Source organism: Rhodobacter sp. CZR27 (assembly GCF_002407205.1).
In the GTDB taxonomy this organism is placed as follows: Bacteria; Pseudomonadota; Alphaproteobacteria; order Rhodobacterales; family Rhodobacteraceae; genus Cereibacter_A.
Window position 1 is genome coordinate 1,168,350 of sequence record NZ_CP023548.1, and the last position, 23,254, is coordinate 1,191,603.

General features: G+C 67.8%; 12 protein-coding genes. 7 read left to right on the forward strand and 5 right to left on the reverse strand.

Going from position 1 to position 23,254, the window contains the following annotated elements; genetic code table 11:
- Positions 1–17: 17 nt before the first annotated feature.
- The 5 genes from CK951_RS05895 to CK951_RS05915 all read right to left on the reverse strand — a co-directional run bounded on the left by CK951_RS05895 (position 18) and on the right by CK951_RS05915 (position 7,013).
- Positions 18–2,438, reverse strand: a complete 2,421-nt coding sequence (locus CK951_RS05895) for a methyl-accepting chemotaxis protein (RefSeq protein WP_232520692.1) — start codon at positions 2,436–2,438, stop codon at positions 18–20.
- 122 nt (positions 2,439–2,560) lie between these two features.
- The gene (locus tag CK951_RS05900; protein WP_232520693.1) at positions 2,561–4,573 is read right to left on the reverse strand and encodes a chemotaxis protein; all 2,013 of its coding nucleotides are present in this window, start codon (positions 4,571–4,573) and stop codon (positions 2,561–2,563) included.
- Positions 4,530–6,221, reverse strand: coding sequence for a methyl-accepting chemotaxis protein (locus tag CK951_RS05905; RefSeq protein ID WP_096785274.1), 1,692 nt, complete (start codon positions 6,219–6,221; stop codon positions 4,530–4,532). The genes CK951_RS05900 and CK951_RS05905 overlap by 44 nt, the downstream gene beginning before the upstream one ends.
- Before the next feature lie 91 nt (positions 6,222–6,312).
- On the reverse strand, positions 6,313–6,681 hold the full coding sequence (locus tag CK951_RS05910; protein ID WP_096785275.1) for a response regulator: 369 nt from the start codon (positions 6,679–6,681) through the stop codon (positions 6,313–6,315).
- The gene (locus tag CK951_RS05915) at positions 6,678–7,013 is read right to left on the reverse strand and encodes an STAS domain-containing protein (RefSeq protein ID WP_096785276.1); all 336 of its coding nucleotides are present in this window, start codon (positions 7,011–7,013) and stop codon (positions 6,678–6,680) included. Before CK951_RS05915 ends, CK951_RS05910 begins: the two co-directional genes overlap by 4 nt.
- Positions 7,014–7,381: 368 nt before the next feature.
- Between CK951_RS05915 and CK951_RS05920 the strand changes: the two genes are divergently transcribed.
- Genes CK951_RS05920 through treY form a run of 7 tightly spaced genes read left to right on the forward strand, consistent with a single transcriptional unit; the run spans position 7,382 to position 23,134 of the window.
- Positions 7,382–9,334, forward strand: coding sequence for an alpha-1,4-glucan--maltose-1-phosphate maltosyltransferase (locus CK951_RS05920; RefSeq protein WP_096787175.1), 1,953 nt, complete (start codon positions 7,382–7,384; stop codon positions 9,332–9,334).
- Positions 9,331–12,639 carry a maltose alpha-D-glucosyltransferase gene (treS, locus tag CK951_RS05925; RefSeq protein ID WP_096785277.1) on the forward strand — a complete coding sequence of 1,103 codons (3,309 nt, stop codon included), beginning with the start codon at positions 9,331–9,333 and terminating at the stop codon, positions 12,637–12,639. The genes CK951_RS05920 and treS overlap by 4 nt, the downstream gene beginning before the upstream one ends.
- A complete protein-coding gene (gene glgB, locus CK951_RS05930) occupies positions 12,636–14,822 on the forward strand; it encodes a 1,4-alpha-glucan branching protein GlgB (RefSeq protein WP_096785278.1) in 2,187 nt (728 codons plus the stop codon). Before treS ends, glgB begins: the two co-directional genes overlap by 4 nt.
- Entirely contained in the window at positions 14,819–16,885 is a 2,067-nt protein-coding gene (gene glgX / locus CK951_RS05935) for a glycogen debranching protein GlgX (RefSeq protein WP_096785279.1), read from the forward strand. The genes glgB and glgX overlap by 4 nt, the downstream gene beginning before the upstream one ends.
- The gene (gene treZ / locus CK951_RS05940; RefSeq protein WP_096785280.1) at positions 16,882–18,660 is read left to right on the forward strand and encodes a malto-oligosyltrehalose trehalohydrolase; all 1,779 of its coding nucleotides are present in this window, start codon (positions 16,882–16,884) and stop codon (positions 18,658–18,660) included. The genes glgX and treZ overlap by 4 nt, the downstream gene beginning before the upstream one ends.
- The gene (gene malQ, locus CK951_RS05945; RefSeq protein ID WP_096785281.1) at positions 18,657–20,474 is read left to right on the forward strand and encodes a 4-alpha-glucanotransferase; all 1,818 of its coding nucleotides are present in this window, start codon (positions 18,657–18,659) and stop codon (positions 20,472–20,474) included. Before treZ ends, malQ begins: the two co-directional genes overlap by 4 nt.
- Complete coding sequence (gene treY / locus CK951_RS05950) at positions 20,471–23,134, forward strand: malto-oligosyltrehalose synthase (RefSeq protein ID WP_096785282.1); 2,664 nt, start codon at positions 20,471–20,473, stop codon at positions 23,132–23,134. Before malQ ends, treY begins: the two co-directional genes overlap by 4 nt.
- Positions 23,135–23,254 lie beyond the last annotated feature (120 nt).

Here is a 23,254-nt window from a genome sequence, read left to right on the forward strand (position 1 = left end):
AGCGGTTCGTGGACATGTCAGAAGTCCTCCCAGCCGGTTTCGGCTGCTGGCGATGCCGCGGTGCGGGCGCTTCCGGGGGCGGAGGAGGCGTGCTGTCGCGCCCGGAAGCTGACGACGCGGTCCCGCTCTGGTGCCGCCGGCTCAATCCGGAAGTGCTGGACCGTCTCGAAGAGCGATGTCGCGTCCTGCGTAAGCGCCTCGCTGGCCGCCGTGGCCTCCTCGAGACGTGCCGCATTCTGCTGCGTGGACTGGTCGAGGTTGTTGACGGCACAGTTGATCTCCGCCAGCCCCGCGGACTGTTGACGGGAGGAAACGGCGATGGCGGAGACGAGGGTGGAGATCTCGGACACCGAACTCACGATCTGCTTGAGCGCCTCGCCCGTCTTTCCGACCAGGTCGACGCCACGCCGCACCTGGTTTCCGCTCTTCAGGATGAGGTCGGTGATTTCCCGCGCCGCTTCGGACGAGCGCTGGGCAAGGGCACGGACTTCGGATGCAACGACCGCAAAACCTCGTCCTGCGTCTCCGGCGCGGGCCGCTTCCACACCTGCATTGAGGGCGAGAAGGTTGGTCTGGAAGGCGATGTCGTCGATGACCTTCACGATGGACGTGATCTTCTCGGAAGAGGCGGCGATCATGTCCATGGCGGCAACGGTTTCGACGACCACGTGGCCACTCTGCTCGGCGTTTGCCTTTGCATCGGCCACCACGCGATCTGCCTCGGCCGCGCCTTCGGCCGCTGCGCGAACCGAAACCGTCAGCCCATCAAGCGCCGCGGCGGTCTCTTCAAGTGTTGCGGCAGTGCTTTCCGTCCTCTCGGCGAGCGATTGTGCCGTTGAGCTGATGTCATGAGCTTCGTTTCGGATGCTCTCCGCTGCCGAGGAGATCTCGTGCACGATGCCGGCCAGATTCTCGAATGTTCGGTTCAACTCGATCCGCAAGTTCTCGAAGGAGCCTGTCAGTGGTTTCGCGATGCGGTGGGAGAGGTTGCCGTTGCCCACCTGCTGCAGCGCGGTCCGGATCGTATTGATGGCCTCGTCCTGCTCGGCGTTCCCATGGACGTCATGCAGCGGCTCGCGCTTGACCTGCGGCGCCGGGTCGCTCGCGAACAGGATGAACCCGCCGAGGGGTCTGGGGATGAGGTGCAGCCAGATCCGGCCCTGTTCGGCCTCGCCCTCGGGTCCGCACCAACGATAGGCTGCGCCCTTGTTTCTTGCCTCGTTCAGGAACGCGGACACCTGGGCCGTGTCGCCGATCAGCGCGGTGAGCGGGAAGGAGCCGCGACCGATGTCGAAGACGGACCCTTGGGCAGCCTGTTCCAGAGCGCCGCTTTCGTCCAGTTCTGCGCAGCCTTTCGTCGAAACCATGGCTTCCAGAAGGTCATGATCCTGCTGTGCCAGCGTTCGGTCGGTCAGGATGAGGAAAGTGCCCTCGGAGGCCGGATCGAGCTGGAGGGCATGTGCCTCGATGTGTCGGCTGCCGAGCGTGAGTGCCAGAGGTCCGCCACGGTGATCGTCGCACAGCTTGCGCAATGCAGGCTGGATCATCGCCACATCTCGGCCCTCCGGTTCATCAGCACCAGCCTCGGACAGAAGGGTTCTGGCAGCGGAGTTCGCAGCAGCGATACGCCCATCGGGCCGCAGGAGGATGAAGGCCAGACTCGATCGGCCGAACAGCTGCGTGAGGCTCGCTGCATCCCGGCACCTCGTCCGCATTTCAAGGAGCCTTGTATGCACGGCCTCAAGATCACGGGCGATCAACCCGAACTCGCCTCTTCGGCTCGCAAGGGGAAGTCCCTCGAACGGACCGTCCGATCGAAGTCTGCGGATTGCCACTGCTGTCTCGATAATCGGTCGCGCGAGCCGGCGAACAAGGAAGATGGCGATAGCCATGGTGAAGAGGGCTGCGCCTGCAAGCCCGGCCATGGCTTTCGGGGACAAGATCCATGGCATCGGCACCGACGAGAAGTCCAGCGCTATGACCCCGGCCGGTCCGTGGTCGTCATCCCGGCTGATCGGGATCGCCACGGCGGTGCGGTCAGCTCCGCGCGTTACGGTCTGCAGGGCCAAGGCTTGGCGGGCAAGGTCCAGGAGAGGTCCTGCCAGCCGGTCAGGCGCGCCGAGCGAAGCGACGGGGCGACCTGTAGCATCGAGGGCGAGGGCCGAAACGGCACCCTCGGAAGATGTCTCGGCTATAGAGGAGAAGAAATCCTCGAGCCGGCGACTGTCGCGGAAGGCGAGGGCGGCTCGGCCTTGGCGGGCCACGACATTTGACATCGCATCCGCATGCTGTTCGGCCAGCACTGCGGCTGTCTCACGTGCGGCAAGCAGGGTCGCCACGCCGCCGGCCAGTGTCATCAGCAGCAGGCAGGGGATGACGATGAGCAACAACCTGCTCGCATGACGCTGAACGAGCGGCGGCTTTTCGATCGGGATCATCTTGGCGTTCCATGTCAGTGCCGAGCCGGAAGAAGCGACCGGGGGCTTGTCGTGCGGCACGCAAGCCGCGCCTGTCGACTCTAGGGTGGTGGGGTTTAGCAAACGTGAAAGCTGCCCTGCTTTCAGAACAGGAAGTCGCAGATGTCTTCGGCTGTCTGCGCTGTGGTGTCTCCGCCCTCTTCTGTTGCGGCTTCCGGGCAGATGTCCCGCATGATCGCGTCATGGACGAGGCGCTCCGCGGCCATGGTGTATTGTGATCGGATGGCAGCCATGACCTGTGCGGCACCAGGGCCGGCTTCGCCGCTTCCAAGTCGGCCCGACCAGCGGTCGAGAGCGGGCGCGATGGACAGAAGGTCCACGAATGCAGCGGAGTGACCGTCGAGCGCGGCAATTCCCGCGGCAACGTCGCGTTCCGCCATCCGGCGCTCACGTTCCACCGTCGTGCCGACGGTCAGCACGCTGGTCTCGATGCGGGATAGCACCTGGAAGACGCGCTCTCCCGCGAGTGTCAGCTCGTCAAGGTCCGTCCGGAAGGCGCCCGAAAGCTCGCGCGCGGTGGCGCCGGCCTCCTCTCCCATGGTCGAGAGAGCCGCTGTGATCTGGCCCAACCGCTCGGCCGACGTGGCCGCAAGTTCACGCAGCTGCATGGAAATCTCGCGAAGGGCGAGTGCTTCGTCGCCCAGCTGCACACAGGCGATGACGGCATTCAGGCCGATCATTCCCATGCGCTCCTCGACGCCAGACATGCGGTCGAGGACCTGAAGCAGGTTGGCGAGGCCCTCCGACAGGCCCTCGGCGACGACGACAAGGCGAGCCTGGGCCCGGCGGCATTCTGAAAGGATATCCTGTAGCCTCTGAAGGTGATGCTTCAGGTTGTGCCGGGGCGCCGACGCGATTCTGGCGCTGATCCGGCCGATCTCGGCAGTCTCCTGACCGGAATCCCGAAGTGCCGAGCGGGCGGTGAAGATGGCTGCGGCATGTCGTTCATGTGCGTCCCGGAGTTGGCCTGCGGCAAGGGCCAGCGCCAGGTGAGCGATCATCGCGTCGTCCGCATCGGGCGTGTTGGCCACACAGAGAAAGGCCGCCACGTGTTCCAGTCGCTGGCGGGTCGTGTCGCCGATCTGCAGTGAGAGGACCGCCGTGGTGATCGCCTGGCGGAAGTCCTGCCCGTGCCTGACGAGGGCGCTGCCCTCGGCCGTGGCGCGGGTCAGTTCGACCTCGAAGGCGGCCATGTCGAGGCGCAGGCCGGACAGGGCCGGACCCAGATGGCGGCTCAGAAGATGCGACAGCGCTTCGGCTTCCACGGCTGCCACCTGCAGGCCGCGACCCATGCCCTCGACCGCATCGGTGATCTGCCCGATGATGTTGCTCGCCTCCATCACCTGCGAGGTGGCGGCGCTGGTGAAGACATCGAGTCCGGCATTCTGTTCGGTGAGAGAGGCAACGGTCACCCGCGCATTGAGTGCCACGATCGACATGGTGCGGATGACCTGGCGCATGGCGCCGAGATCTGCCTGCAGCGTGTCGGAGCTTGCGGCCAAGGCCATGATCCGGTCGAAGAGGGGGTGGCCCTTTGCCGCGAAGGCCGTGGCCTTGCCCTCCAGTTCGGCCGCCTCCGCTGCGGCTGCGGCGAACTCGCCGGCCTCCGCCAGCGCGGAGAGTTCCGAAAGCGGGGCCGACAGGCGGTCGAACCGGTCGATCGCCTGCTCGAGGCTCGAGCCGGCGCGGAGGAATGCCCGTTCGGTCGCGCACGCAAGCGCAGAGATGCGGCTCGCGACGCGGCGCAGGGCGCTTGCGGAGACACGGCCGGCCCCGGGTGCCCTGCTGCTTGCCTCATCGCGGGACGGGACCACAGGGGTGCTGGCCCGGGCAGGAGCGAAGGAGGCTTCGCTCGATGCCGCCTCCTGCGTTGCCGGACCGCCGATCGGATTCGGAAGTGCCATTTCAGTTCCTGTGCTTGAATGCCGAAAGGTCTGGCGCTGGTGTCGCGGTAGGGGAGTCCGCCGGCAGGGTGGGCGGCTGGCGGGATCGTCGCTTCGGACCGCAGAACCGAAGCGACGATCCGAGGCCGCCCTTCTGCCACGGGTCGGATCAGGCGGCGTGCTCGGGCAGGGCGCGGCGCTGGAAGGCGGCATCGAGATCGTCGCTTCCCGAGCCCATGTCGAAGGCGAAGCCGCCTTTCGGCAGACGTCCCGCGGCAGGGGCGGATTTCGGCCGAAGCCGGGGTTGGGTCTTCGCCGGAGCCGCGGCCGCCGCGGGTGCCGGATCGGCAAGCGGCCGGTGTGCGGCGGTTTCGGCGACCTGGAAGAAGCTGATGGCCTTCTGCAACTGTTCGGCCTGCTCTGCGAGGTGCCCGGCCGTCGCGGAAAGCTGTTCCGATGCGGTGCTGTTGACCTGCGTGACCTTGTCGAGCTGCTGGATTGCCGAGTTCACCTGACTTGCGCCCGCCGACTGTTCCTGCGACGAGGTCGAGATCTCCAGAACCAGTCGCGCGGTTTCCTCGATATCCGGCACGAGCCGGCTCAGCCGGTCCCCGGCCGCGCGGGCGGCATCGACGGTGGTGCCGGACAGGACCGAGATCTCGCTGGCGGCGGCCTGGCTGCGCTCGGCCAGTTTGCGGACTTCGGAGGCCACGACCGCGAAGCCGCGACCATGCTCGCCCGCGCGGGCCGCTTCCACTGCGGCGTTGAGGGCCAGAAGATCGGTCTGCCGGGCAATTTCCTGAACTACCCCGATCTTTTCCGAGATGGTCCGCACCGCCTCGACCGCTTCGAGCACGGTGGCGCCGCTTTCGCGGGCGTCGCGCGCCGCGCTGCGGGCCTTGGCCTCCGTATCGACGGCATTCTGCGCCGCCTGCTTGATGCTCGAGGTCATCTCTTCCATAGAGGACGAGGCCTGGAGGGTCGAGCTGGCCTGTTCGGAGGCGCCCTGGCTCAACTGTTCGGCCGTGGTCGACATCTCCTCGGCGCCCTCGGCCACGCTGCGGGAAGAGGTCGCCACGTCCGCGACCACGGTGCGCAGCTTGTCGACCATGCGGTTCAGCGCGCCCAGCAGATCGGTGATCTCGTCATTGCCGCGCAATTCCTCGGTGTGGGACAGATCGCCTGCGGCGACGCGTTCCGAAAGGATCAGGGCGCGCTTCAGCCCTCGGGACAGGGTGATCAGGATCCAGCTTGCGGCGGCCAGGACCAGGACGAGGTTGGCCGCGAACGTGGCGATCACGGTCGTCCGACCGCGCGCCTGTTCCTGCCGGGCGGCCTCGGACGCGGCGGCGAGATCGTCGCCCCGGGACTTGATGAGGAAGGTCAGACGCTTCTCCATCTCGAGCCAGTCGTTGCGGCCGTCCGTCACGACGATCTTGAAAGCCTCGTAGCCCAGTCCCATCCGGGCCATGTCGAGCGCCTTGTGCGCGACCTTGTCGAGTCCCTTCTTCGCCGTCGCGAACTCCTCCAGCGGGGCCCGGCCCGCTGCGGACGAGATCGCGTAGAGGTCATTGTAGGCTCTCTCTGTCTCCGCCTCGGAATGTTTCAGGCGTTCCTCGATCAGGGAGCGCTCTTCCTCGGTGCGGGAAAGAAGGAAGTTCCGGACCTCGCGCTGCACCTTGAGCTGATGCTCGGTCATTTCGTGCACGAGATTGAGCTGGGTGGTCTTGTTCTGCACGATGTCGTCGAGCGAGTCGCGGATGCGGCCGAGGTCAAACAGTGCGAAGAGCTGGCCGGCACTGGATATCAGCAGGACGGCGAGGAAGGCGGCGGCCAGTTTCAGCTTGATGGACAGTCTCATCGGATCAAGGTCCTTGTCTGATCACATCAGGCCGGCTGAGCCTGCCCTGGCGCAGCCGGTCCGTTTTCCTGTGGTGCGCGATGAACGGGGCTCAGGCGCCTGCCACCTTCCTGACGACGGCAAGCAGTTGCGCCTGGTCGAACGGCTTGATCATCCAGCCGATGGCGCCGGCCTCCTTCGCCTGGGCCTTCAGCGTGTCCTGGGACTCGGTGGAGAGGAAGACGATGGGCACGCCCTTGCCCTCGGGCCGGGTGCGGAACGCGCGGATGAAGCCGATGCCGTCTAGGCGCGGCATGTTCTGGTCGGTCAGGATTGCGTCGAAGCGCTGGGCGGTTGCCTTGTCCAGTGCGTCCTGTCCGTCGACGGCCTCGACGACGGTATATCCCGCGCCCGCGAGCGTGAGGCGCACCATCTGCCGGACAGAGGGGGAATCGTCCACTGCGAGGATTGTCTTGCTCATATCCCGGCCCCCGCGGGCTCGAGGCCGGTCCAGAGGCCCGCGGCGATGGTCACCGGCGACGCCTGCGCCGCGAGCCCGTGGGCGGCCATCGTTTCCGCCAGCGCCCCGCCGGGTGGAACGGTCACGTCGAACCGGAGGCCCTCGCGGGCGGCCTGCCGGTGTGCGGCCAGGAGAAGCTGCAGGATGGGCAGGCCGATCTCGCTCGCGGGAGCCGTCTCGACCCTGACCGGCTGCGATGTGGCAAGGGCGCTTGCAAGATCCCTGGCGAGGGAGGGCGCCTCGGGAAGACCGGCCCGTTCCGGAAGTGTGACGAGGACGGGTTCAGCGGGCATGGATGGGCCTCGAATGGTTGATCCGTTTTGGCCGTATGTGACGCCGCAATCGCTAAGGACTCGCTAATAGCGATCCGTGAATGTCTAAAATGCCCACGAGCCGCCCCCCGCTGCCTGCGCGAGAGGGAACCAATCCTGCTCGCGCCGGTTGAGTTTCCCAAAGCGAGCAAGATGGGGAATGCGGCGTGGCGGAACGGGATGGCGAGAGCGGCCGCAAGGCCGCACGGGCGATGCGCGGTCCGAAGGTCCATGAAGCCGAGGTGGCCCGGAAGGGTCTGACACCAGAGACGACGATCAAGCCTCCAAGGCGTGCCTCGGCCACGCGCGGCGCGCCTGCACCGCTGCGCGCGGCGCCAGACGAGCGGCTTATGATGCTTGCCGGCAGCCGGCTCGCGATCGAGGGCGTGAACATCGAGATCGACGGCGGGCGCTTTGCGGCCAAGGCGGTGGCGGGCCGCCCGGTCACCATCGAGGCCGACATCTTCTGCGACGGACATGACAGCGTGGATGCGGTGGTCCTGCACCGGCGGAGGGGCACCGAGGGCTGGACCGAGGTCCGCATGGAGTTTCTCGTCAACGATCGCTGGCGCGCGCGGGTGACCTTTGCCGAGAACGACGCGCACGAGGTGACCTTCCTCGCCTGGCGCGACCTGTTCGCGACGTGGCGGAAGGAGGTGGCGAAGAAGCACGCCGCAGGCCAGAAGATCGCGCTGGAGCTGGAGGAGGGGCGGCGCCTGATCGAGGCCGTCGAGGATGCCGAACCCGAGGATCGCGCGCTGTTCGACCGCCTTCTGGCCGAGGATGCCGATCTGGCCGACGAGGGCGAGCGGCTTGCGTGCCTGACCGCGCCCGAGGTGTCCGAGGCCATGCGGCGCTCGGCTCCGCGCACCAACCTGACCTGCTACAAGGTGCTGCCGCTGTTCGCCGATCGCGAGGCCGCCGCCTTCTCGGCGTGGTACGAGATGATGCCGCGCTCGCAATCGGGTGATCCTTCTCGTCATGGCACTTTCGACGATGTGATCCGCAAGCTGCCCTATGTCCGCGACCTGGGCTTCGACGTGCTTTATTTCACCCCGATCCATCCGATCGGGCGGGTGAACCGGAAGGGGCGCAACAACTCGCTGACGCCCGAGCCGGACGATCCGGGCTCGCCCTATGCCATCGGCTCGGACGAGGGCGGGCATGATGCGATCCACCCCGAACTGGGCGATTTCGACGATTTCGCACGGCTGGTCGAGGCCGCCCGGACGCATGAGCTGGAAATCGCGCTGGACTTCGCCATCCAATGCGCGCCGGACCATCCCTGGATCAGGGAGCATCCGGAATGGTTCGACTGGCGCCCGGACGGGACGATCAAGTTCGCGGAGAATCCGCCGAAGAAATACGAGGACATCGTCAACGTCCATTTCTACCGCGGGGCGATCCCGGACCTGTGGCTCGCGCTGCGCGACATCGTGCTGTTCTGGGTGGGCAAGGGCGTGAAGATCTTCCGGGTGGACAATCCGCACACCAAGCCCTTCCCGTTCTGGGAATGGATGATCGAGGAGGTGCGGGCGAAACACCCCGATGTGATCTTCCTGGCCGAGGCCTTCACGCGGCCGAAGGTGATGAAGCGGCTGGCCAAGGTTGGCTATTCGCAGAGCTATTCCTACTTCACCTGGCGCAATGCGAAGCAGGAGCTGACGGATTACCTGACGGAGCTGACGACCGAGGATTGCCGCCACTACATGCGGCCGAACTTCTTCGCCAATACCCCGGACATCAACCCGGTCTATCTGCAGCACTCGGGCCGCCCCGGTTTCCGCGTGCGTCTCGCGCTCGCCGCGACGCTGGGGGGCAACTACGGCATCTACAACGGCTACGAGATCTGCGAGGCGACGCCGGTGCCGGGCAAGGAGGAATATTTCAACTCCGAGAAGTATCAGCTGCGCGTCTGGGACTTCGACCGGCCCGGGCACATCCAGGACGATATCCGGCTGATGAACCACATCCGCCGCACCCATCCCGCGATGCGCGACTTCACGCGGCTGCGGTTCTACGAGGCGCAGAACGACGCGGTGCTCGCCTATGGCAAGAGCACCGAGGACAAGCGCGACTTCCTGCTGTTCCACGTCAACCTCGACCCGCATCACACCCAGGGCTTCCGCTTCGAGGTGCCGCTGTGGGAGTTCGGCCTGCCTGACGAGGCGTCGGTGGAAGTCGAGGACCTGCTGAACGGCAACCGGTTTACCTGGCACGGCAAGTGGCAGTGGCTGGAGCTTGAGCCGCAGACCCGGCCCTATGCGATCTGGCGCCTCATCGCCCCGGGGATGCCGCGATGAACCAGCCGGTGCCGCCCGCCACGGTCGCGGTCCGCAGGACCGACGGCATCGATCGCAGTCAAAGCGACTGGTACAAGGATGCGATCATTTACCAGTTGCATATCAAGGCCTTCCAGGACGCCAACGGCGACGGGATCGGCGATTTCGCCGGGCTGATGCAGCGGCTGGACTATGTGCAGGCGCTGGGCGTGACGGCGATCTGGCTCTTGCCGTTCTACCCCTCGCCGCTGAGGGACGACGGCTATGACATCTCGGACTACCGCTCGATCAACCCGTCCTATGGCGCGATGCGCGACTTCAAGCTGTTCGTGCAGGAGGCGCACAGGCGTGGTCTGCGGGTCATCACGGAACTGGTGATCAACCACACCTCGGACCAGCATCCCTGGTTCCAGCGGGCGCGGCGGGCGCGTCCGGGCTCGGTCGCGCGCGACTGGTATGTCTGGAGCGACACCGACCAGAAATTCCCCGAGACGCGGATCATCTTTCTCGACACGGAAAAGTCGAACTGGACATGGGACCCGGTGGCGGGCGCCTATTACTGGCACCGCTTCTATTCGCACCAGCCCGACCTGAACTTCGACAACCCGAGGGTGCTCGAGGAAGTGCTGAAGGTCATGCGGATGTGGCTGGAGATGGGGGTGGATGGCCTCCGGCTCGATGCCATTCCCTATCTGGTCGAGCGCGAGGGCACCAACAACGAGAACCTGCCCGAGACGCATGACGTGCTGAAGCGGATCCGCGCCGACCTCGACGCGCATTTCCCCGACCGGATGCTTCTGGCCGAGGCGAACCAGTGGCCCGAGGACACGCGCCCCTATTTCGGCGAGGGCGACGAGTGCCACATGGGCTTTCACTTCCCGCTGATGCCGCGGATGTACATGGCGCTCGCGCAGGCCGACCGGCACCCGATCACCGACATCATCCGCCAGACGCCCGAGATCCCCGAACCGTGCCAGTGGGGGATCTTCCTGCGCAACCATGACGAGCTGACACTGGAAATGGTGACGGCCGAGGAGCGCGACTACATGTGGCGCTTCTATGCCGAGGATGCCCGCGCGCGGATCAACCTCGGCATCCGGCGCCGGCTTGCGCCGCTGATGAAGAACGACCGGCGCAAGATCGAGCTTCTGAACCAGATGCTGATGACCATGCCCGGCACGCCGATCATCTATTACGGCGACGAGATCGGCATGGGCGACAACTACTATCTCGGCGACCGCGACGGGGTGCGCACGCCAATGCAGTGGTCGGCCGACCGGAACGGCGGCTTCTCGCGCTGCAATCCGCAGCAGCTTTACCTGCCGGTAATCCTGGACCCGGTCTACGGCCATCAGGCGATCAACGTCGAGGCGCAGGCGGCCGATCCGTCATCGCTCCTGAACTGGATGCGGCGGCTGATCACCGTGAGAAAGCAGCATTCCGCCTTCGGACGCGGCACGATGGCCTTGCTCTACCCGCGCAACCGCAAGGTGCTGGCCTATGTGCGCAGCCACGAGGGGACCGACATCCTCTGCGTGGCCAATCTTGCCGATACCGCGCAGGCGGTCGAGCTGGACCTGTCGCGGTTCCGCGGCGCCGTGCCCGTGGAACTGACCGGGCGTTCGGCCTTCCCGCCGGTGGGCGAGCTGCCCTACATGCTGACGCTGCCGCCCTATGGCTTCTACTGGTTCGTCCTGAGCGACCAGCAGGCGCTGCCGAGTTGGCACCAGCCGATGCCCGAGACGCTGCCCGAGTTCATCACGCTGACCACGCGGGACGGGCGGGCCGAGACCGCGGTGACGGGGCGCGAGAAGGGCCAGCTCGAGACCGACGTCCTGCCGAGCTGGCTGCCGTTGCAGCGGTGGTTCGCGGCTAAGGAGGAGCGGATCGGCAAGGTCTCGCTCGCCGCGCTGGGCTCGCTTTCGGACGGCCACGCGCTCGTGCGGCTCGAGGCGCAGGTCGGCGGCGAAAGCCAGCAGTATTTCCTGCCGCTCTCCACCATCTGGGGCGAGGAGCAGCTTCGGGCGGGGGCGCCCAAGCTGAGCTATACGCTTGCCAAGGTGCGGCGGGGGGCGCAGGTCGGCGCGCTGATCGATGGCGCGCTGGACGACCGGATGGCGGTCGCGCTGCTCGACGCACTGCGGCAGGGCCGGCGGGTGGCGGGTCCCGCGGGCGAGGTGGTGTTCGACTCGGGCGAGGCGCTGGGCCAGATCGCGGAGCCGGGTGAGCCGCGCTATCTGGGCGCCGAGCAGTCGAACATCTCGATCGCCTTCTCGGACCGGCTGATCCTAAAGCTCTACCGCCGCCTGCAACCGGGCGAGCAGCCGGATGTCGAGGTGGCCCGGTTCCTGACCGAGGAGGCCGGGTTCACGCATACCCCGCGGTTCCTCGGCGTCGCGTGCCTGCGTCCGCAGGACGGGCCGCCGACGGTGCTGGCCTCGGCCTTTGCCTATGTCGCCAACATGGGCGATGCCTGGCGGGCGGTGCTGGATGCGCTGGTGCGCGACCTGTCCGAGCACGGCGCCTGGAGCACGACGGAGACGCCGGCCGCGGCCTCGGATGTGTTCTCGTTCCCGCTGACCATCGCGGGGCTTCTGGGCCAGCGGACGGCCGAACTGCACCGCGCCTTCGCAACGCCGACCGAGGATCCGGCCTTCCAACTCGAGCCGCTGACGCCCGAGATCCAGGGCGGCTGGGCCCGCGGGGCGGCGGATGAGGCGCGCGCGATGCTGCGGGTGCTGGAACGCCAGCTTGGCACGCTTGCCGACGAGACCCGGCCGCTGGCCGAGGCCGTCCTGTCCCGGCGCGAGGTTCTGCTGGAACGCCTGCGGCGGATCGAGGACGGGACACCTTCGGGCGCGCTCTCGCGCATCCACGGCGACTATCACCTGGGCCAGGTCCTGCTGGCGCAGGACGATGTGGCGATCATCGATTTCGAGGGCGAGCCGCGCCGCAGCCTGGACGAGCGGCGCCGGAAATCCTCGCCGCTGCGCGATGTGGCGGGGATGCTGCGATCGTTCGACTATGCGGCGGCGGGCGCGCTGCTGCGGCATTCGGAAAGCTTCGGGCCGGCGGCGGAGCTTGCCTTGCAGCGGGCCGAGGACTGGCGGCGCATGGCGCGGGCCGAGTTCCTTGCCGCTTACGAGGCGGGAACCGTCGACCTGCCCAGCCTGCCCGCCGACCCGAAGCACAGGGCGGCGCTGCTCGACCTCTTCCTCGTGCAGAAGGCGGTCTACGAGACCTCCTATGAGCTGGGCAGCCGGCCGGCCTGGGTGGGCATCCCGCTGCGCGGCCTGATCGAGATCCTGGACAGCGAGGCGGCATGAACGTGACCCGAAAGCCCGTGGACCTCGTCCCCGAAAGCGACGTGGCGGCGATCATGCGCGGGACGCATGGCGACCCGTTCTCCGTCCTCGGGATGCATGGCGGCGGCGGCGATCCGCTGACGGTGCGGATCTTCGCGCCGCAGGCGGCGGAGGCCACGGTCCTCGACGCGTCGGGCGCAGCAGTGGCCGAACTGGCCCGGATCGGTGCCGAGGGGTTCTTCGCCGGCATCGTGCCGGGGCAGGAGAGGTTTCCCTACCGGCTCCGGCTCTGCTCCGGCCCGCATGTCTGGGAGGCGGACGACCCCTATCGCTTCCCGCCGCTGCTGGGCGAGCTTGACGAACATCTGCTGGGCGAGGGGCGCCATCACAAGCTTTACACCCGCCTCGGCGCGCATCCGGCCACGGTCGAGGGCGTCGAGGGCGTGGCTTTCGCGGTCTGGGCCCCCAACGCGCGCCGTGTTTCGGTCGTGGGCGCCTTCAACGCCTGGGACGGGCGCCGCCATACGATGCGCCGCCGGATCGGGGTGGGGGTGTGGGATCTGTTCATTCCGGGGCTGAAGACGGGCGAGCTTTACAAATACGAGATCCTCGGCCCCTCGGGCGAGAGGTTGCCGCTGAAGACCGACCCCCTGTCCTTCTCGCAGGAACTGCCGCCGGCCACCGCCTCGATCATCCACGGCCTGCCCGCGATCGACTGGCACGATGCCGGCTGGCTGCAGGAGCGCGACCGCCGACAGCGGCGAGACGCGCCGATCTCGATCTACGAGGTTCATGCCGGGTCGTGGCGTCAGGGTCTGGACTATGACGCGCTGGCCGATCAGCTGTCCGGCTACGTCCGCGAGATGGGCTTCACCCATGTCGAGTTCCTGCCGATCAGCGAGCATCCCTTCACCGGATCATGGGGTTACCAGCCGATCGGGCTCTTCGCGCCGACCGCGCGGTTCGGCACGCCCGAGGCGTTCGGGCGGCTGGTGGACCGGCTGCACCGCGACGGGATCGGGGTGATCCTCGACTGGGTGCCGGCGCATTTCCCCTCGGACGCGCATGGTCTGGCAAATTTCGACGGCACGCATCTCTACGACCACGCCGACCCTCGGCAGGGCTTCCATCGCGACTGGAACACCCAGATCTACAATTTCGGCCGGCAGGAGGTGTCGAATTTCCTGCAGAGCTCCGCGATCTTCTGGCTCGACCGCTTCCACATCGATGCGCTCAGGGTCGATGCGGTGGCCTCGATGCTCTACCTCGACTATTCGCGCCGCGAGGGGGAGTGGGTGCCGAACCGCCTCGGCGGGCGCGAGAACCTCGAGGCGATCCAGTTCCTGCGCGACGTGAACGAGCGGGTCCGGCAGGACCATCCCGGCTGCGTGACCATTGCCGAGGAGTCCACGGCTTTCCCGCAGGTGAGCCGTCCCGTCGAGGAGGGCGGCCTCGGTTTCGCGTTCAAGTGGAACATGGGCTGGATGCACGACACGCTGGGCTACTTCCGGCGCGATCCGATCTACCGGAAGTTCCACCAGAACGACCTGACCTTCGGCCTCGTCTATGCCTTCTCGGAGGACTTCGTGCTGCCCTTGAGTCATGACGAGGTGGTGCACGGCAAGGGCTCGCTGATCGGCCAGATGGCAGGCGACCGCTGGCAGAAGTTCGCGAACCTGCGGGCCTATTTCGGCTTCATGTGGGCCCATCCCGGCAAGAAGCTCCTGTTCATGGGCTGCGAGTTCGCGCAGGAGCGCGAGTGGAACCACGACGCCTCGCTCGATTGGCACCTTCTCGACGATCCGCTGCATGCCGGCGTCCGGAAGCTGGTCGCGGACCTGAACCGCGAGTACCGCCGTCATCCCGCGCTGCACCGGCTGGACTGCGATCCCGAGGGGTTCGAGTGGGTCGATGCGGGCGACGCCGAGAACAGCGTGCTGAGTTTCCTGCGCAAGGCGCCGGGCGAGCCGCCGGTACTTGCTGTCTGCAACCTGACGCCCGTGGTCCGGCACGACTACCGCATCGGCGTGCCGCAGGGCGGCGACTGGCGCGAGATCCTGAACAGCGATGCCGGGATCTATGGCGGCTCGGACGTCGGAAATCCGGGAACGCTGCGCGCCGAGGAAACCTCGTGGCATGGCCGGCCGTTCTCGCTGCGACTGACCCTTCCACCCCTGGCGACGATCATGGTGATGCCTGCATGAACTTTGCGCTCCGCGAGGGCAGCCCCTTTCCCCTGGGGGCGACATGGGACGGGTCGGGGACGAACTTCGCCATCTTTTCCGCCAATGCGAGCAAGGTCGAGCTTTGCCTGTTCGACGCACGCGGACGGCGCGAGATCGCGCGCGTGGCCCTGCCCGAACAGACGCACGAGGTCTGGCACGGCTACCTGCCCGAGGTCCGGCCGGGCCAGCTTTACGGCTACCGCGTGCATGGACCCTACGAGCCGCACAATGGCCTGCGCTTCAATCCGAACAAGCTGCTGATCGACCCCTATGCGCTGATGCTGCAGGGTGAGATCGTCTGGCACGACGCGGTCTTCGGCTACCGCATGGGCAACTCGCGCGGCGACCTGTCGTTCGACCGGCGGGACTCGGCCTTCGTCATGCCGAAATGCGTGGTGGTGGACCCGGCGGTGACATGGGGGCCCGACATCGCCCCGCGCACGCCCTGGCCCGAGACCATCATCTACGAGGCGCATGTGAAGGGGATGACCGCGCTCAACCCCCGCATCGCGGACCGCGTGCGCGGCAGCTTCGCGGCGCTCGCCGATCCGGCCGCGATCGACCATCTGGTGAAGCTGGGCGTGACCGCGATCGAGCTGATGCCCACGCAGGCCTTCTTCGACGATCGCTACCTGATCGAGAAGGGCCTCAGGAACTACTGGGGCTACAACACCATCGGCTTCTTCGCCCCGGCCACCCGCTACATCTCGCCGGGCGGGGGCGTGCACGAGTTCAAGCTCATGGTGCGCCGGCTGCACGAGGCGGGGATCGAGGTGATCCTCGACGTGGTCTACAACCACACCGCCGAGGGCAACCATCTGGGGCCCACGCTGTCCTTCAAGGGGATCGACAATGCCAGCTACTACATGCTCGGTGACGACCGGCGCTACTACTACGACACCACGGGTTGCGGCAACACGGTGAACCTCGGGCACCAGAGGGTGCTGCAGATGGTGATGGACAGCTTGCGCTACTGGGTCGAGGCCTGCCACGTCGACGGGTTCCGCTTCGATCTCGCGACCTCGCTGGGACGCGACCGGCAGGGCTTCAACCCGAACGCGGTCTTTCTCGATGCGATCCGGCAGGACCCCGTGCTGGGGCGCGTGAAGCTGATCGCGGAGCCGTGGGATACCGGACATTCCGGCTATCAGCTCGGCAATTTCCCTCCCGGTTGGGCGGAGTGGAACGACCAGTATCGCGACACCGTCCGCTCCTACTGGAAGGGCGATGCCGGAGAACTTCCGGGGCTCGCCTCGCATCTTCTGGGCACCGCCTATCTCTTCGACCGGCGCGGCCGGCGGCCCTGGGCAAGCGTGAACTTCATCACGGCGCACGACGGCTTCACGCTGGCCGACACCGTCTCCTACAACCACAAGCACAACGAGGCCAACGAGGAGGGCAACCGCGATGGCCATTCCGACAATCGCAGCTGGAACTGCGGCGCCGAGGGGCCTACCGACGACGAGGAGATCCTGGACCTGCGCGACCGGATGCGGCGGGCGATGATGGCCACGCTGCTTCTGTCGCAGGGCACGCCGATGATCCTGATGGGCGACGAGGTGGGGCGCAGCCAGGACGGCAACAACAACGCCTATTGCCAGGACAACGCGATGAACTGGCTGAAGCTCGACGATCCGTCCGAGCGCGACGCGGCCTTCTTCGACTTCACCCGCAAGCTGATCGCGCTGAGAAAGAGTCGCCCCGCGTTCCGGCACGCCTCGTTCCTGCACAAGGCGTCCGAGGGGCGGCGGCCGGTCGAGGTGCGCTGGCTGAGGCCGGACGGCGGGGACATGGCCCCCGAGGACTGGCACAATCCCTCCGCCCGCGCGCTGGGCCTGCTGATCGCGGTGCGCCCGTCGGCGCTCGTGCTTCTGAACAGCCATTTCGAGGAAGTCCTGTTCGCGCTGCCCGAGGCCCTGGGTCCCTGGCGGCTGATCGTCGACACGGTGGGCGGCGATGTGCCGGACGTGCCCGTGCCGGTGACGGAGACGCTGCTGCCGGTGCCGCCACGCGGGCTTCTGGTTCTGGAGGAAGGTGCATGAGCGACTGGGCGTGGGGACCGCGGCTCGAGGCAGGGGAAGCGTGCTTCCGGCTCTGGGCGCCGGGGCAGCGCAGCCTGCGCCTGCGCCTCGACGGCCGGGATCATCCGATGCAGGCCGGGGAGGACGGCTGGTTCGAGCTGACGCTGCCGGCGCAACCGGGGATGGACTACGGCTTCGTGCTGGAGAGCGGACTGGTGGTGCCCGATCCGGCCGCCCGCCGTCAGGCGGGCGATGTCCATGGCCTGTCGCGTCTGATCGATCCGGGTTTCGACTGGACTGCCGACTGGGCGGGGCGCCCATGGGCCGAGACGGTCCTGATGGAGATCCATGTCGGCACCTTCACCCCGGAGGGCACCTTCCGCGCCGCCATGGAACGGCTGCCGCATCTGGCCGAGACCGGGATCACGATGATCGAGCTCATGCCAGTGGCGCAGTTCGCGGGCCGCCGCGGCTGGGGCTATGACGGGGTGCTGCTCTATGCACCGCACCCGGACTATGGCAGCCCCGAGGATCTGAAGGCGCTGATCGACGCGGCGCACCGCCTCGGGATCTCGGTGGTTCTGGACGTGGTCTACAACCACTTCGGCCCGGAGGGTAACTATCTGGGAGCCTATGCGCCGCCGTTCTTCGACCCCGACCGGCACACGCCCTGGGGCGACGCCATCGCCTACCACTTGCCGGCGGTGCGGCGATTTTTCATCGACAATGCGCTCTACTGGCTGACGGAATTCCGCTTCGACGGCCTGCGCATCGACGCCGCCGACCACATCCGCGATCCCGAGTCCGATCCCGAGGTGCTGGTCGATCTGGCGCGCACCCTTCGGGCCGCCATCCCTGACCGGCCAATCCACCTCACGACCGAGGACAATCGCAACATCACCCGCCTGCACGAGCGGGGGCCAGGCGGCGAGGTCGTGCTTCACACCGCCGAATGGAACGACGACCTGCACAACGTGGCCCATGTGCTGCTGACCGGCGAGACGGAGGGCTACTACCGCGATTTCGTCCAGGATCACTGGAGGAAATACGCCCGCGCGCTGGCGGAGGGCTTTGCCTATCAGGGCGAGCATTCCGAGCATGAGGGCGAGCCGCGGGGTTGCCCGTCGGGTCACCTGCCGCCGCTCTGCTTCGTGGATTTCCTGCAGAACCACGACCAGATCGGCAACCGTGCCTTCGGCGAGCGGCTGACCACGCTGGCGATCGAGGGCAAGCTGCGCGCCATGATGGCGATCCTGCTTCTATCGCCGCATGTGCCGCTGCTGTTCATGGGCGAGGAATGGGGCGAGACGCGACCCTTCACCTTCTTCACCGATTTTACCGGCGAACTGGCGGATGCGGTGCGCAACGGGCGGCGCCACGAGTTCGCGCATTTTTCCGCCTTCCAGGGCCTCGACCTCGACCGGACTGTGCCCGATCCGAATGCCCTCGGCACCTTCCAGGCCTCGAGGATCGACTGGGAGCATCGCGACTCGGCGCGTGGCCAGTCGTGGCTTTCGTTCGTGCGGGACCTGATCGCCACGCGGCAGCGCGAGATCGTGCCGCATCTGGAACGGGCGCCGGGGAACGGCGGGCGGATCGTGCATGTCTCGGACGATCTGGTGGCCATCGACTGGCAACTCGCCGGTGCGGTGCTGCGGCTTCGCGCCAACCTCGACGACCGCGAGCAGCGCTTGCCCGAGGCGGAGGGCCGTGTGATCCATGCCTCACCCGGTGCCGGACCCGGCGGCGTTCTGCCGCCCTGCTCGGTGCTGGTGACGCTTCAGGAGCCAGCATGACGGAAACGATCGAAGAACGGGCCGCCCGGGTCGCCATCCAGCCCAGCTATCACGCCCTCGGGGGCGAGTTCATCCGGCCGCCGGTCGAGACGCTGCGCCGGCTGCTCGAGGCCTTCGGCATTCCGCCCGAGGGGCCGATGCCCGAGGGGCAGATGCCGGTGCTGCGCGGACCCGAGGGCGAGGCCTGCTTCATGCCCGAGGGCGAGATGCGGCTCTGGGGGATCGCCGCGCAGCTTTACCAGATCCGTTCGGGCCGCAACTGGGGGATCGGCGACTTCGCCGACCTGTGCGAGCTGGCGCGGATCGCCGGGGCGGTGGGGGCTGATTTCATCGGGCTGAACCCGCTGCACGCGCTGTTCCTTGCGAACCCGGCACATACCAGCCCGTTCTCGCCGTCGAACCGGCGCTTCCTGAACCCGCTCTACATCGCGGTGGACCGGGTGCCGGGCTATCGGCCCGAGATGGCGCCGGAGAGCCTTGCCGCGCTGCGGGCGCCGGAGCTGGTCGATTACCCCGCGGTGGCCGAGGCAAAGCTTGCCGCGCTGCGGGTGCTCTGGCAGGCGAGGCCGCACGATCCGGCGGACTTCGCGCGGTTCCGCGAAGATGGGGGAGACCTTCTGCACCGCCACGCCCTGTTCGAGGCGATCTCGGCCCGCATGGCGGCGGAAGGGCATGGCGCGGGCTGGCGCGGCTGGCCCGAGGCGTTCCACGACTCGGGCGGTCCCGCGGCTCGTGCCTTTGCCGAGCAGCATGCGGAGGAGGTTGACTTCCACGTCTGGCTGCAATGGCTGGCCGACCGCCAGCTGGGCGAGGCGCGCGACGCCTGCCGCGCGGCGGGCATGCGGATCGGGCTCTACCTCGATTTCGCGGTGGGCGAGGTTGCGGACGGATCGAGCACATGGTCGGACCCGAGCCTTGCAGTGCCGGGGGTGCGGATCGGCGCCTCGCCCGACTGGTTCAACGCGCAGGGGCAGGACTGGGGGCTGGCGCCGCTCTCGCCGGTGAAGCTTGCCGAATGCCGCGCGGAGCCTTTCGCCGCACTGATGGAGGATGCGACGCGCCGGGCCGGTGCCCTGCGCATCGACCATGCCATGGGGGTCTGGCAGCTGTTCCTGATCCCGGACGGGATGACGGCGCCGCAGGGCACCTATGCCCGTTACCCGGTCGAGGACATGCTGCGCGCGCTGGCGCGGGCCTCGCGCAGGAACCGGACGATCATCATCGGCGAGGATCTGGGCAACGTGCCGGACGGCTTCCGCGGCGTGATGCAGCAGATGAACATCCTGTCCTACCGCATCCTGCTGTTCGAGCGGCACGACCATGGCTACATCGCCCCGCAGCACTATCCGCGCGAGGCGCTGGTCTGCCTGTCCACCCATGACCTGCCGACCTTCCGGGGCTGGTGGCGCGGCGACGACGTCGAGATCCGGGCGCGCTTCCACCTGATCTCGGACGAGGCGGCGCGGCATCAGGCCGACTTCCGCCGGATCGAGCGGCGGCAGTTGCTGGAGGATCTCGGCCATGCCGGGCTGCTGCCCTGGGACGAGATCGACCGGATCGGACCCGAGAACCCGCCGGAGGCGTTGATCGTGGCCGTGCATCGCCACCTTGCGCGCGCGCCCTCGCGGCTCTTCGCGGTCCGCATCGAGGATATGGCAGGAGAGGTGGCGCCGGTGAACGTGCCTTCCACCGTCTCGGAATATCCGAACTGGCGGCGCAAGCTTGGCGTCCCGCTGGAGCAACTCGCCGACACGCCGCTGTTCCGCGACATCGCTGGCGCGCTCGCCGCAGAGCGGCCAAGGGAGCCCACATGACCGTTCGCGCCACCTACCGCATCCAGTTCACCCAGGCCTTCCGCTTCGTGGATGCCCAGCGCCTCGCGCCCTATCTTGCCAGGCTCGGCATCAGCCATCTCTACGCCTCGCCGATCCTTGCCGCGCGCGAGGGCAGCACGCATGGTTACGATGGGGTGCACTACAGCCTGATCAGCCCCGACCTCGGATCGGAGGAGGAGTTCCGGGCCATGGCGGCGACGTTGCGTCATCACGGGATCGGGTTGATCGTCGATTTCGTGCCGAACCACATGGGGGTGGGCGGCGCGGACAACGTGTTCTGGCTTTCCGTGCTGGAATGGGGGCGGCAGAGCCCGGTGGCGGGCTGGTTCGACATCGACTGGGAGAGCGCGACGCCGGGGCTTGCAGGCAAGGTGCTGATGCCCTTCCTGGGGGACCATTATGGCGAGGTGCTGGCGCAGGGCGGGCTGGAGCTGCGCTATGATGCCGAGCGCGGCACCTTCGCGGTCTGGGCGCATGACACCCACAAGCTGCCGGTCTGTCCCCGGACCTACGCGATGATCCTGCGCGCCGCGCCGGGGTTCGAGGATCTGGCTGCCGACTTCGAGGCAGCCGGGCAGGCGGGCCCCGCCGATCCGGTCTGGAGCGAGTTGCGGCAGCGGCTGCGCGAGGCGGATCCGACGCCGGCCCTGGCGGCCTTCAGGGGCGTGGAGGGCGATCTGGACAGCTGGGCCGCGCTCGATGCGCTGGCCGAGGCGCAGAACTGGCGCGCTGCGAAGTTCTCGATCGACAGCGACGCGATCAACTACCGGCGCTTCTTCACCATGAGCGACCTTGCCGGCATCCGTGTCGAAAAGCCCGAGGTCTTCGCGGGCGTGCACCGGCTGATCCTGCGGCTGATGGAGGAGGGCGTGGTCGACGGCATCCGGATCGACCATATCGACGGGCTGGTCGATCCCAAGGGCTATTGCCTGCGGCTGCGCGGTTCGCTCGACCGCCGCTTCCCGCTCTATGTCGAGAAGATCCTCGCTCCGGACGAGTCCCTGCCCGAGGACTGGCAGACGGACGGGACCACGGGATACGAATTCGCCAACCTCGCCGTCGGGCTGCTCGTCGACCCCGTGGGCGAGGAGGCCCTGACACGCATCCACGCCGAATTCACCGGGCAGACCATGCCGCCGGCGGAAGTGGTGCATCAGGCCAAGCTCGAGATCATGGCGCAGCCCATGGCCGCGGAACTGGAGAGCCTGACAGAACGCCTTCTGGCGCTGGTGGCCGAGGATCCGCGCCGCCGCGACTTCGGCCGCGCTGCGGTGCGCGGCGGCCTGTCGCAGGTGGTGGCATCGCTCGACGTCTACCGGACCTATGTGGATGTGTCGGGAATATCGTCTTCCGACCGGAAGCGGGTGGAGGCCGCGGTGGAGCGTGCGCGGCTGCATGCCCCGGAGATCGACCCGGGGATCTTCGACCTGATCGCGGCGGCCATGACGCTCGATCTGGCGGAAGAGCTGCCGGACAGGCGCGACGAGATCCTGGCCTTCACCATGCGCCTGCAGCAGTTCACCGGGCCAGTGACGGCAAAGGGGCTCGAGGACCGCGCGCTCTACCGCTACGCGCGGCTGATCGCGCTGAACGAGGTCGGCAGCGAGCCGGGCCGCTTCGGAGTGACGCTGGACGAGTTCCACGCGGCCAATCGGGCGCGGCTTGCGCGCGAGCCGGCGGCGATGCTCTCGACCTCGACGCATGACACCAAGCGCGGCGAGGATGCGCGGATGCGGATCGCGGCGATCAGCGGACACGCCGACCGCTGGGCGGCCGCCGTGGACGAATGGCACGGCCTGCTGGCCGACGAGGCCCAGCCGGTGGACCGGAACGATGCCTATTTCCTGTTCCAGTTGCTCTTCGGAGTCTGGCCGGCCGACTGGCAGGAGGCGCCCTCGGCGGAGGATCTGGCCGACCTGCGGGCGCGGGTCGAGGCGGCAGCCCTGAAGTCGGTGCGCGAGGCTTCCGTCCATACCCGCTGGGTGTTCGGAAACGAGGACTACGAGGCCGCGGTCTGCGCCTTCGTCGGCCGGGCGCTGGGCGATCCGGGCAGCGCCTTCCTGCGCTCGTTCCTGGAGTTCAACCGGCTGGTGGCGCCCGACGCCCTGCACAACACGCTGGTGCAGACGGTGCTGAAGCTGACGGTTCCGGGCGTGCCGGACACCTATCAGGGCGCGGAGTTGTGGGAGCAGAGCCTCGTCGATCCCGACAACCGGCGGGCGGTGGATTTCGCGCTACGCGAGCGGTTGCTGGATCAGGTGCTGGAGGGTCTGCCTGCCGCGGCCGCTCCCGGGGATGGTGCCCGGAAGCTCGCGCTGACGGCGGCGCTGCTGCGGCTGCGACGGGACCACCCCGACCTGTTCTGCGCCGGCAGCTACGAGGCGCTGGAGGCGGGGCCGGGTCTCTGCGCCTTTCTGCGCCGCGCCGGGGGTATGCGCATGCTCGTGGCTTGCGTGCTGCACCCGGCGCAGGGGAGGGACCGGCGCCTCGCGCTGCCCGAGGCTGGCGACTGGATCGATGTGGTGACGGGAGAGGCCGTGGCGGAGGCGGTGGAGTTCCGAGGCCAGCCGGTTGCGGTGCTGGTCGCGCGCGAAGAGAACCAGCCGCTTGAGGCAGGGCCGCAAGCCCGCGCGTCCTGAGCGCGGGCTTCCTGACGTCTGGAGAAGTGCGCCCCGGCTGTCCGGCGGGTGCTGAGCGCGCGGGAACCGTCCCGAAGGCACCTCCACGCGCGGACACGCAAGCGAAAGACCGGCCGCGCG